The sequence below is a fragment of the Streptococcus oralis genome (genome assembly GCF_001075875.1).
Lineage (GTDB): Bacteria > Bacillota > Bacilli > Lactobacillales > Streptococcaceae > Streptococcus > Streptococcus oralis_I.
In genome coordinates this window covers 1-11,512 of the sequence record NZ_JUOS01000085.1, presented here as the reverse complement: position 1 = coordinate 11,512, position 11,512 = coordinate 1, and the positions used below count along the sequence as shown (strand labels likewise).

Annotated in this window: 9 protein-coding genes; 2 read left to right on the top strand and 7 right to left on the bottom strand. The window is 39.1% G+C overall.

What is annotated here, in order from left to right:
- Positions 1 to 265: 265 nt before the first annotated feature.
- Positions 266 to 1,753, top strand: a complete 1,488-nt coding sequence (gene zwf, locus ADM33_RS05205) for a glucose-6-phosphate dehydrogenase (RefSeq protein ID WP_049503522.1) — start codon at positions 266 to 268, stop codon at positions 1,751 to 1,753.
- A gap of 39 nt (positions 1,754 to 1,792) precedes the next feature.
- Here zwf and ftsY read toward each other — a convergent pair whose 3' ends face one another.
- From ftsY to ADM33_RS05190, 3 genes are read right to left on the bottom strand one after another with little or no spacing between them, the layout of a single operon-like run.
- Entirely contained in the window at positions 1,793 to 3,244 is a 1,452-nt protein-coding gene (gene ftsY / locus ADM33_RS05200) for a signal recognition particle-docking protein FtsY (protein WP_049503521.1), read from the bottom strand.
- A gap of 3 nt (positions 3,245 to 3,247) precedes the next feature.
- Positions 3,248 to 4,066: a Cof-type HAD-IIB family hydrolase gene (locus ADM33_RS05195; RefSeq protein ID WP_049503519.1), complete on the bottom strand. Its 819-nt coding sequence runs from the start codon at positions 4,064 to 4,066 to the stop codon at positions 3,248 to 3,250.
- Positions 4,066 to 4,857, bottom strand: a complete 792-nt coding sequence (locus tag ADM33_RS05190) for a Cof-type HAD-IIB family hydrolase (RefSeq protein ID WP_049503524.1) — start codon at positions 4,855 to 4,857, stop codon at positions 4,066 to 4,068. The genes ADM33_RS05195 and ADM33_RS05190 overlap by 1 nt, the downstream gene beginning before the upstream one ends.
- A gap of 333 nt (positions 4,858 to 5,190) precedes the next feature.
- Here ADM33_RS05190 and ADM33_RS05185 point away from each other — a divergent pair, with 333 nt between their 5' ends.
- A complete protein-coding gene (locus ADM33_RS05185; protein WP_000136624.1) occupies positions 5,191 to 5,658 on the top strand; it encodes an 8-oxo-dGTP diphosphatase in 468 nt (155 codons plus the stop codon).
- 315 nt (positions 5,659 to 5,973) lie between these two features.
- On the opposite strand, the gene ADM33_RS05180 is transcribed toward ADM33_RS05185, so the two are convergent.
- The 4 genes from ADM33_RS05180 to rnc form a co-directional block, all read right to left on the bottom strand.
- Positions 5,974 to 6,552 (bottom strand): HD domain-containing protein, encoded by a 579-nt coding sequence (locus tag ADM33_RS05180; protein WP_049503517.1) that lies wholly within the window; start codon positions 6,550 to 6,552, stop codon positions 5,974 to 5,976.
- A 138-nt stretch (positions 6,553 to 6,690) separates the two neighbouring features.
- Positions 6,691 to 7,350, bottom strand: coding sequence for a trimeric intracellular cation channel family protein (locus ADM33_RS05175; RefSeq protein ID WP_049503515.1), 660 nt, complete (start codon positions 7,348 to 7,350; stop codon positions 6,691 to 6,693).
- A gap of 89 nt (positions 7,351 to 7,439) precedes the next feature.
- The gene (gene smc, locus ADM33_RS05170; RefSeq protein WP_049503514.1) at positions 7,440 to 10,979 is read right to left on the bottom strand and encodes a chromosome segregation protein SMC; all 3,540 of its coding nucleotides are present in this window, start codon (positions 10,977 to 10,979) and stop codon (positions 7,440 to 7,442) included.
- On the bottom strand, positions 10,970 to 11,512 hold a 543-nt coding region (gene rnc, locus ADM33_RS05165), incomplete at its 5' end, for a ribonuclease III (RefSeq protein ID WP_049503512.1). The genes smc and rnc, both read right to left, overlap by 10 nt.

Here is an 11,512-nt window from a genome sequence, read left to right as displayed (position 1 = left end):
AACTGACGTAGTCAGCTCAAAACACTGTTTTGAGGTTGTAGATGGAACTGACGTAGTCAGTATCTTACACATACGGTAAGGCGACGCTGACGTGGTTTGAAGAGATTTTCGAAGAGTATGAAATTAAGTTTTTGCCCAGACTCTTAATATAGACGTATTGGATTTTTGGATTTTTTAGAAAATTATGATAAAATAAAGGATATGAAAAATGGGGACTCCTCATGCCTAGTCTAACTAGGAAACAAAATAGAAATTAGGTAGCTAGATGTCATCAAAAGTTATTGTTACAATTTTCGGTGCAAGTGGGGATTTGGCCAAACGTAAGCTCTACCCTTCACTTTTTAGACTTTATAAATCAGGTAATCTTTCTGATCATTTTGCTGTTATTGGAACTGCTCGTAGACCTTGGAGTAAGGAGTATTTTGAATCTGTCGTTGTTGAATCTATTTTAGACTTGGCAGATAGTGTGGAGGAAGCTCAAGCATTTGCGAGTCATTTTTACTATCAAAGCCACGATGTTAATGACACTGAGCACTATATCGAATTACGCAAGCTTCAAGCTGAGTTAAACGAAAAATATAAGACTGAGCACAACAAACTCTTCTTCCTCTCAATGGCACCTCAGTTCTTTGGTACCATCGCCAAACATCTCAAGTCTGAGCAGATTGTTGACGGTAAAGGCTTTGAACGTTTGATCGTTGAGAAACCTTTTGGAACCGACTATGAGACTGCTAGCAAATTAAACGAAGAACTCCTAGCTACTTTTAACGAAGAGCAAATCTATCGTATCGACCACTATCTCGGTAAGGAAATGATTCAAAGTATTTTTGCCATTCGCTTTGCCAATATGATTTTTGAAAATGTTTGGAATCGTGAACACATCGATAACGTACAGATTACCTTTGCAGAGCGTCTAGGTGTTGAAGAACGTGGTGGCTACTATGATGAATCTGGTGCCCTTCGAGACATGGTTCAAAACCACACTCTCCAACTTCTGTCACTCCTTGCTATGGACAAGCCAGCAAGCTTTACAAAGGATGACATTCGCGCAGAGAAAATCAAGGTCTTCAAGAACCTTTACCACCCTACAGATGAGGAACTCAAAGAACAATTCATCCGTGGTCAATATCGTTCTGGTAAAGTTGATGGCATGAAATACATCTCTTACCGTAGTGAACCAAATGTTAACCCTGAATCTATGACAGAAACCTTTGCATCAGGTGCTTTCTTTGTTGACACTGATCGTTTCCGTGATGTACCTTTCTTCTTCCGTACAGGGAAACGCCTCACTGAAAAAGGAACACACGTGAATATTGTCTTCAAGCAAATGGATTCCATTTTCGGAGAACCACTAGCACCAAACGTGCTTACCATCTATATCCAACCAACTGAAGGATTCTCTCTCAGTCTTAACGGTAAAAAGGTAGGGGAAGAGTTTAGCCTTGCGCCAAATTCTCTTGACTATCGAACAGATGCGACTGCTACAGGTGCTTCGCCAGATCCCTATGAAAAACTGATCTATGATGTTTTGAACAATAATTCAACTAACTTTAGCCACTGGGATGAAGTGAGTGCATCATGGAAATTGATTGACCGTATTGAAAAGCTTTGGGCTGAAAACGGTGCTCCACTCCATGACTACAAGGCTGGTAGCATGGGACCTCAAGCTAGCTTTGAACTCCTTGAAAAATACGGAGCTGAGTGGACTTGGCAACCAGATATCGCCTATCGTAAAGATGGTCGTTTAGAATAATCAAAAACAATCCTGCAAGAATTCTTGCAGGATTTTCTTTTATATCAAACCTTCTAGAAGGCCCTTCATAAAGTTTTCAGAGTTAAACTCACCGATATCATCGATTTTTTCACCAAAACCAATTAACTTAACAGGGATATTCAGTTCTTCACGGATAGCCAGAACAACACCACCTCGGGCAGTTCCATCAATTTTGGTTAAGACAATTCCTGTAACAGGAGTAATTTTTGAGAACTCTTTAGCTTGTACAAGAGCGTTTTGACCTGTTGAGGCATCCAGAGCTAGGAAGGTTTCATGCGGAGCTTCTGGCACGACACGTTTAATGATACGACCAATTTTTTCCAACTCTGCCATCAAATTTTCCTTGTTTTGCAGACGGCCAGCTGTATCAATCATGAGAATATCAATACCTTCAGCTACTGCACGTTCCATCCCGTCAAAGACCACACTAGCTGGATCAGCTTTTTCTGGTCCTGTAACCACTGGAACATCCACACGACGTCCCCATTCAGCTAATTGGGCAACTGCACCAGCACGGAAGGTATCTGCAGCAACCAGCATGACTTTCTTGCCAGCTTGTTTGTAACGGTGAGCAAGCTTACCAATAGATGTTGTTTTTCCGACACCATTAACACCTACAAAGAGCATAACTGTCAAACCATCTTGGAAGTTAATGCTTTCATTGTATTGTCCATCTTTTTCGTAAAGCTCTACCAATTTTTCGATGATGACACGACGAAGGGCATCAGGTTTCTTGGCATTTTCAAGCTTAGCTTCGTAACGTAGCTCTTCTGTTAAGTTTGACGCTACCTGTACACCAACGTCACTCATGATTAAGAGTTCTTCTAGTTCTTCGAAGAATTCTTCATCAACAGAACGGAAGTTAGCAAAGAAGGCATTCAAACGAGCACCAAATCCCGTACGAGTTTTCTTGAGACTACGGTCATATTTTTCCTGTACAGTCTCTTGAACTGGAGGAATTTCTTCGATTACTAGATCTTCTTCCACTTCTTCAGAAGTGTCTAATTCAGTTTCGTCTGATTGAGCTTGATTAGCTTCTTCATCGTCGCTATCACTTGAAGCTACTTCTTCAACTGGTGACTCAGGTTCTTCTGCAACAAACTCTGCTACCTCTTGAGCGCTGGCTTCAGTTTCTTCAACTTCTGTTGACTCTGACTCTTCCTGACAACAATGGCATTCAGTTTCTTCTTCAAGCTGAATTTCTTCATGAGGAGTTGCTATTGGTTCAACTGTTTCTGTAGTAGTTTCTGCTACTGGTTCTTCCGACTCACTAGCTTCTTTAGAATAAGTTTCCTCAAATTCTGAACTTTGGTCGATTTCTTCAGTATTTTCCTCTTCAGCTTCCTTGCTTACAGATTCTGTAACTTCGTCGCCAGGTTCTGTCAGATCCAAGTTTTCCAAAGCTTCTTTAACAACTTCTTCGATTTTTGGTTCTTCTTTTCTACCAAATAAACGGTCAAATAATCCCATACTTTAGTTCTCCTTCAGTACATATTTTTCAATGGCCCAGGCGACAGCTTCCTCGTCGTTAGTCATAGGGGTGACTACATTTGCAACTTCCTTGACCTCAGGCACAGCATTTTGCATAGCAACACCTAGTCCTGCCCATTCAATCATAGAAAGGTCATTGGCCTCATCTCCACAAGCCATCACCTGACTTTGGTCAATTCCTAGGTGGTCGATCAATTTAGCTAGTCCAGTAGCCTTATGAACGTTCTTTGGTGACCATTCCAAAAGCATGTCGCGAGATTTAAAAATTTCGTAGTTGTTAAACAAGTCTGGTGAAATATTAGCAATTGCTGCATCCAGTGGTTCTTGGGCAAAGGCTGTCACACATTTGTTGTAGGTCATCTGACTAGACAAATCTTCAAAGTCAATTGGAACGAAAGTCAGAGCAGGATTAAATTTAGCATACAGACTCTCTTGATCTGATTGGATTTGGTAAACGGTACCTTCAGAAATGGCATCTAAAGGAATGCCTAGTTTTTCAGTTTCCTCATAAATGCGTGTCACATCATCAATCGAAAAGACTGTCTTATCAAGGATTTCACCCGTGTTTTTCTGAACCAAGCCTCCATTAAAGGTGATAGTATACTCATCATCATGGCCGTCTGTTCCAAGCTCTTTGAGGAAGAAATCCATTGCCTTGAGGGGACGTCCAGTTGTCAGTACCACTTTTACTCCCTGATCACGCGCAGCCTTTAAAGTTGCCTTGGTACGATCAGTTAATTTCTTGTCTGTCGTCAGCAAGGTTCCATCTAAGTCCAAAGCAATTAATTTAATATCTGCCATTACAATTCCTCCATATAAGCAATAACTGATTGGTCCTTGTGGTGTCCAATAACTGTTTCAGCAAGTTCTAAAATCTCTGGACGAGCATTTTCAGGTGCGACTGGGTGCCCAACCACTTGCATCATGTGAAGATCATTTAGATTATCACCAAAGGCCATCACTTGATCCATATCCAGATTTAATTTCTTAGCCAATTCGACAATAGCGACTCCCTTATCAACATGATCTAAAACGATATCAATGGATTCAAAGCCTGTCGTCATAGCCTTGACTCCAGGAACATGTTCATTGACCCAAGCTTCTCCGGCTTCTACTGTCTCTTCAGTAAAGTTAGTTGTGAATTTGAAAATCTCATCGGTAATATCTTCAAGACTAGCTACTTTTTTGATATTTTCATTGTAATGATGACTAAACATTAGATAGGTTTCATCTACTGTGTCTAATACATAGCAAGCCTCTTTGCCAGTCAAGAGCATCTTTTTCTCATCAAAATAAGGTGAAGTCTTTAGCTTTTCAAATGTTGATAGGTAAAAATCACGAGGCATGGTTGCTTCATAGAGGTCCTCTCCATGGAAACGAACGAGACTCCCATTTTCAGCAATGAAAATAATCTCATCTTTGACATCCGCAAAATGCTTTTCAAGTGACAAAAGCCCACGACCTGAGGCAACAGCAAAGTAGATTCCTTTTTCTTGATAAGAATGGAGCAACTTTTTCAGACGCTCCATATCAAATTGACCGGCAGCATCCAAAAAAGTACCGTCCATATCCGTTGCTACTAATTTAATCATAAAATTCTTCATACTCCAATTAATAAATCTACCTTCTATTATACCATAGAAAAAGTAAAAAAAGACGTGCTGAATTGACACGTCTTTGTCTTCTATAAATAATCCCGTAGGGCCAATTTAAAGGCCAGGCTGATTTGCTTACCTTCTTTTATCTACAACCTCTCAACACTTTTCTTCCAAAGTTCTTGATTGAAGTCTATTCTGAGAGTTCATCAGCTATTGCGTAAAAATCATCAATCTTTGGCTGAGATACATTTGTCACAATCATAAATAGCATATAGTTCTTGACATATAATCTTGCATATGAAAAAATACTTGTTGGAGGTTAATCATATGACTGAAAAAATCAAAAACTGGGTTAATATTTGCGTTTTGAAAAATCAAGAAATTTTATTACTTAATAGACAGCACGATAATTTTCCTGGCTGGATTCCACCAGGGGGAAAAGTTGAATTCCCTGAAAGTTTTTTTGAAGCTGCATTACGGGAACTTAAGGAAGAGACTGGACTCACTGCATTAAATCTTGAATTAAAAGGAATTTCAGGCTTTACTAATTCAATTGGTAATGAGAGATTTGTCTTCTATGACTTTTTATGTACTCAGTTTACTGGTGAACTAAGTACATCTGCTGAAGGTGAGCCAAAATGGTGGAATCTAAAAGATATTGATAAAATACCAATGCAAGATGAAATAAGAAAAAGGCTACCACTTTATTTAAGAAAAGGAAGCTTTGAAAGTATTAACTATTGGGATGATAATAAGAAATGCATTAGTGAAAACAAAACAATTTTATTTGACTAATATTCTCTACAGTATCATCAAATGCAAAAATCTCAGTCCATTAGTAATTTTTGTATAATTCAACACTCAACACAATCCGTCTTTAATAACATATAATTTAACGTTTTACAAAACAAGGGTATCTAATAAAAATCATCTACTCTAACAATTTTTTCCTTGTACCTATAGATAGCTAAAAAGCCTTGGAAACATTTCAAGGCTTTCTTTGTATTTTACTGTATCAATTTCCTTATTCCGATTTCAGTTGTGACAAGTTTAATCATATATATTTCCATTCTCCAGTTAAAAATCTATCTTCTATTGGGCCAATTGTTATTAAAAATATAAGCCCTTTTCCACACTTTCCTGAATTAACTCTTCCGTCAGTTTCCATAATTCTTCTGATTCACTTTTTATGAACTTTTTCTTTTCTAATACCATGTCTGCACTGATATTATCAGGATTATAATTGAATTCTGACACTTCCAAGTGATTTATCAGCGGTACCAAGGCGTCGATAACTCTTGCATATCTTGCTTCAGAACTCTGCCCTTTTTCAAATTCCAACCACGAATTTTTCATTTGTAAATATTTTTCTTCTGGAAGGATACTCATTGTTTTTTCAATAGATGCTAGTTCTCTATCATGAGAATGAAGCTTTTTTTCATCATCAAACACCCAAGTATCTCCGGCATAAATCTCACCTAAATCATGAATCAATAACATAGAAGTGACTTTTTCCATATCCAATTTTTCAGGATAATAATCTTGAAGAACCATCGCAGCTATGGCACCCTGACAAGAATGTTCGGCACTATTTTCAAATCTGCCATCAAGAGTTCTATTAAATCTTCTTACTGACTTTAACTTCTCTATTTCTTTAATAAAATCAACTGAATGTTTCAAATTACTCATTGCTATTCCTACCTTATTCGAAATTACAAATATAATAGCAAAAATTAATCTTTACATCATTCATTTCCCGTATTTGCAAAAAAATAACGCCTAATCCACATGAGATTAGACGCTGATAATATAACTCTCGCTTATTCATCAATTCAAGGTTCTCTTATCCATATTTGGTAAAGAGAGCTTGAACTTAATAATACAAAGTCGAATCACAAAGCCAACTATCGAGAGAATGATAAAGACAGTAATTCTTGGAAAGTGAAGGACAAAGGCCAACCAGTAATAAATAACTCCAATTACGAAAGATAGAAGGGCATAAATGTCTTCTTTTAGAACACTTGGAACTTCGTTGATTAAGAGGTCTCGGATAATACCTCCACCGGCTCCTGTTAAACAAGCCAAAATCCCTGCAGACATCAAATTTAGCTTACTATCCACTAAGGCTGTCGCTCCAATCAAGGAGAAGATAATCAGCCCAATGGAATCAAAGATGAGATAGGCTTCCCTCAACCACTTATAGAACTTTTTATCATGACTGGCATTGGCCTGTTTTGAAGTCACAAAGACATACATGATAACAGCTACTAGGATAGAGACATAAATGGGGCTAGGATCTGCTAGAGAAGCTGGAAAGCGACTAATAATGGAATCTCTTAGGATTCCTCCGCCTACTGCAGTTACAATTGCCAATAAACTGATTCCAAAAATATCTAAACGTTTACCGAATCCTTTGATGGCTCCTGAAGCAGCAAAGGCTATAGTTCCAATATAATTACAGATCATTAGGAATAGATCAAAATCCATATAAGCTCCTCAATTTATTTTTGTAACCTTTCCGACTTCTTGAAGGTCATTCTACATGCTCTAACTTGAAATTACATATTGAAAATAAACTAAGCATCCATATTCTCTAAATCTTTTAGTTTAACAGAGACAATCTTAGATACACCAGATTCTTGCATGGTCACCCCATAGATAGAGTCTGCTGCTGCCATGGTTCCCTTACGGTGGGTAACGACGATAAACTGACTATCCTTGTCAAATCGGTTAAGATAATCCCCAAAACGTTTAACGTTTGCTTCATCAAGTGCAGCTTCTACTTCATCCAAGATAACAAATGGAATGGTCTTGACACGAATGATTGAGAAGAGCAAAGCCAGAGCTGACAGGGCCTTCTCTCCACCACTCATGAGATTGAGAGATTGGATTTTTTTACCTGGTGGTTGAACAGAGATTTCGACACCTGCTGTCAATAAATCTCCTTCTGTCAGGATTAGGTCTGCTTGACCACCGCCAAACATCTGCTTGAAAGTCACCTTAAAGGACTCACGAATAGCTTCAAACGTAGACTTGAAGCGCTCTTTCACTTCGTCATTCATCTCTGTAATGGTTTCAAGAAGAAGATTTTTAGCAGAAAGAATGTCATCACGCTGACTATTTAAGAATTCCAAGCGTTCGTGAACTTCGTCAAACTGTTCAATAGCATCCAAATTGACTGGACCAAGTGAACGAATGGATTTTTCCAAATTCTTAACCTTTTGTTCAGCGACAGCCAAGTCTTCCAATTGGTTGGCTTGTTCTAATGCTTCAGTATAACTAATCTGGTATTCTTCAGTCAGTTGACCTTGAAGATAGCGAAGGCGGTCTGTAATCTTCTCTTTAGTCGCTTCTGCTCGTGTTTGCTTACGAATCCATTCTTCATTTTGCTGACGAGCTTGTTCTAAATGACTAGCAATATCATCCAATTGACCTTCAATATCATCTAGTTCAAACTGCTTACGAATGAGTCCCTGTTGAATTTCTTCTTTTTGACTCTTGGCTTCTGCTTCCTGCTTGTTCAAAAGTTCCGTATCAACCTTTTCAAGATTGTCTACCTTTTCTTGCAAAAGACGTTCAATCTCTTCTTGTTCGATATTGAGGTTCTCAAGTTCTTTGTTAATCCGTTCAATATCCGCAACTTCGTAACGTTTTCGCCCTATCATTTCTGTTTTGAGCAGACGTTCTTGAGAAAGTTTATCCTGCAAGTTTTGGTAGCGTTCCTGAATAGCATTTTTATTGGACTTGATTTCTTCGATTTCAGATTCCAGCTTTTGCTTTTCAGTTGCAATAACTGCGAGACGTTCTTGGCATTTTTCTTTTTCAGCTTGCCAATCTCCACCTCTGAGATTGTTTAATTCTTTTTCCTGAAGTTCTAAAAGTGTCTCAAGTTCTTCAACTTGCTGGCATGTTTGTTGATAAGCAAGATACAAGCCTTGCTCTTCTATACGAGCCTGCTCTCCTTTGGACTTAATGGTCTCCAAAGTTTGAGTGAGGGTAGCTAAGTTTTCTTGAACTGATTTCAGATTTTCTTCCTCTTGGCGAAGAAGTTTTTCTTCTTGAGCAATTTCTTTTTGCAATTGCTCCAATTCAGGTTTGATGAAAATGCTGTTATTTTGACGATTGGCACCACCAGCATAAGAACCACCTGTTCGTAGTTCTGTACCGTCTAGCGTTACCATACGAACTTGATAGCGTACCTTACGAGCCGCATCACGCGCATGCTCGACTGTATCAAAAATAGCTGTGGTAGCTAGCAGATTTTTAAAGATAGCTTCAAGCTTGGCATCAAAAGTAACCAGTTCATCTGCCATGCCAAGAAAACCAGGACTTGAGGCAATCACATCTTGATTCTGCCCAGAAATGCTCCGAGCTTTGATAGTTGTCAAGGGTAGGAAGGTAGCGCGACCCGCTCGATTTCTCTTAAGAAAATCGATGGCCTTTGTTGCTGCCTGTTCATCTTCAACGATTATGTGTTGGCTACTTGCACCGAGAGCAATCTCAAGGGCTGTTTGATAATGAACGTCAAAGGTTAAATGTTCACTAACAGCTCCAACAATACCGCCCAAGCGATTTTTTTCTTGTAGTACACTCTTAACACCTGCATAAAAATTGCTATGGTTTTTAAGAATGTTCTCCAAACTTTGTGCCTTGGCCTGTTTGTTTTTCAGGCTATCCAAACGGTCGAAGAGTTGATTTTGCTGACTTTGATAAGCCTTCTTTTGTGCTTCTTCTTGCTTGGCATTGGTTTGATAGTCAGCGAGTAAGTTCTGTACTTCTTCTTTAGCTGATTTAAGGGCAGCTTCTTGCTCAGCAGCCTTGGACTTGGCAGAAGCCAATTGCTCCTTCAAGGATTCTAATTGTTCTTCTTGCTTTTGAGTTTGTTGGCGACTATTTTCAAGGTCGTTCTCAATACGTGTCAGCTGGTTAGACACATCAGCTTCTTCTTGCAGAAAGGCAACGAAGCGTTCACGCAATTGCTCAATCATTTGGTCTGGATCATCAGAAAAAGCTAATAATTCTGCTTCTAGCTGATTGAGTTCCTTCGTATTGACAGCTAAATTTTCTTCTAACTGATTTAGATTGGCTTCTTTTTCTTCCCTCTCTTGAATAAGAGCCTTTCTCTTTTCATCTAAACCAGCCAAACGAGTCTGCGCTTCTTGTTGATTGAGGGAAACCTGCTCAGTTTCTAGTTTTGATAAAGCTAACTTACGTTCTAAATCACTGATTAAACTAGTCAAATCCATCAAGCTTGACTGGTCTTTTGCCATCTCAGCCTGTAGATCATGACGTTTCTTTTTGAGAGCTTGATTTTCTTCTTCTAAGTCTTGACGTTTTTGATAATAACCGGTTAAAAGTTCTTGGACTTGGTTTAATTCTTCTTCAGTTAGATCCAATTCAGCCTTATTGGCTTGAATCTGAGCAACCAAAACGTCCAAGTATATCGCTTTACGCTGACCGTCCAACTCCATAAATTTACGAGCTGTAGCTGCTTGCTTCTCCAAAGGCTTGATTTGATTATCCAGCTCATATATGATGTCTTCTAAACGGTCTAGATTGTCCTGAGTTTGTTGAAGCTTGCTTTCTGTCTCTTTACGACGGGTTTTATACTTCAAAACTCCAGCCGCTTCTTCAAAGATAGCGCGACGTTCTTCAGGTTTGGAGTTAAAGATTTCTTCGACCTTCCCTTGGGAAATAATAGAGAAGGAATCGCGCCCAAGACCAGTATCTAAGAAAAGGTCATGGATATCACGGAGACGAACTTTTTTCCCGTCTATCTTGTACTCACTATCTCCACTACGATAGATATGACGTTCAACTTTGATTTCCTGGCCTGCATCCTTAATAAAGCCATCTTGATTATCCAAAGTAACAATAACAGAAGCGTAGTTTAGAGGCTTCCGACTTTCTGTTCCTGCAAAGATGACATCAGGCATCTTCCCACCACGCAGACTCTTGACACTAGATTCACCAAGTGCCCAACGGAGGCTTTCAGTGATATTTGATTTCCCAGAGCCATTTGGTCCTACAACCGCCGTCACCCCTTGGTCAAAAACAACCTTGGTCTTGTCAGCAAAGGACTTAAACCCTTGGATCTCAATTTCCTTTAAATACATGAATCCAGCCCTTTCTCAACTGCATTTTTAGCGGCTTCCTGCTCGGCCAATTTTTTAGAGCGTCCTTTACCTGAACCTAGACTTTGCCCCTCAACAAGGACTTCAACCTCAAACATCTTATCATGGGCTGGTCCAATCTCTGAAATCACCTGATAACGAATATCAACATCTCCATTAACTTGGAGCAATTCTTGAAGGTGAGTCTTATAATCCTTGATCATCTCAAAATCGCCAGCTTCAACCTTAGGAATCATGACTTGGTAGATAAAGGTTTTTACAGTCTTTATATCCTTGTCTAAAAGCAGAGCACCCAAAAAGGCTTCAAAAGCGTCACCCAAGATCGTGTCTCGGTTACGACCACCAGACTTTTCCTCCCCCTTACCAAGCTTGATAAACTGGTCAAACTGACAATCACGGGCAAAACCAGCCAAACTCTCCTCTCGGACAATCATAGCACGGAGTTTTGACAAGTCCCCTTCTGGTTTTTTAGGGTATTTTTTAAACAGATATTCTGAAATTAATAATTGCAGAAC

Excerpts from the sequence above, each read along its gene's own strand:
- ADM33_RS05195 (WP_049503519.1), bottom strand. The coding sequence starts at position 4,066 with ATGGCAGATATTAAATTAATTGCTTTGGACTTAGATGGAACCTTGCTG.
- ADM33_RS05185 (WP_000136624.1), top strand. The coding sequence starts at position 5,191 with ATGACTGAAAAAATCAAAAACTGGGTTAATATTTGCGTTTTGAAAAAT.
- smc (WP_049503514.1), bottom strand. The coding sequence starts at position 10,979 with ATGTATTTAAAGGAAATTGAGATCCAAGGGTTTAAGTCCTTTGCTGAC.
- ADM33_RS05190 (WP_049503524.1), bottom strand. The coding sequence starts at position 4,857 with ATGATTAAATTAGTAGCAACGGATATGGACGGTACTTTTTTGGATGCT.
- ADM33_RS05180 (WP_049503517.1), bottom strand. The coding sequence starts at position 6,552 with ATGAGTAATTTGAAACATTCAGTTGATTTTATTAAAGAAATAGAGAAG.
- zwf (WP_049503522.1), top strand. The coding sequence starts at position 266 with ATGTCATCAAAAGTTATTGTTACAATTTTCGGTGCAAGTGGGGATTTG.
- ADM33_RS05175 (WP_049503515.1), bottom strand. The coding sequence starts at position 7,350 with ATGGATTTTGATCTATTCCTAATGATCTGTAATTATATTGGAACTATA.
- ftsY (WP_049503521.1), bottom strand. The coding sequence starts at position 3,244 with ATGGGATTATTTGACCGTTTATTTGGTAGAAAAGAAGAACCAAAAATC.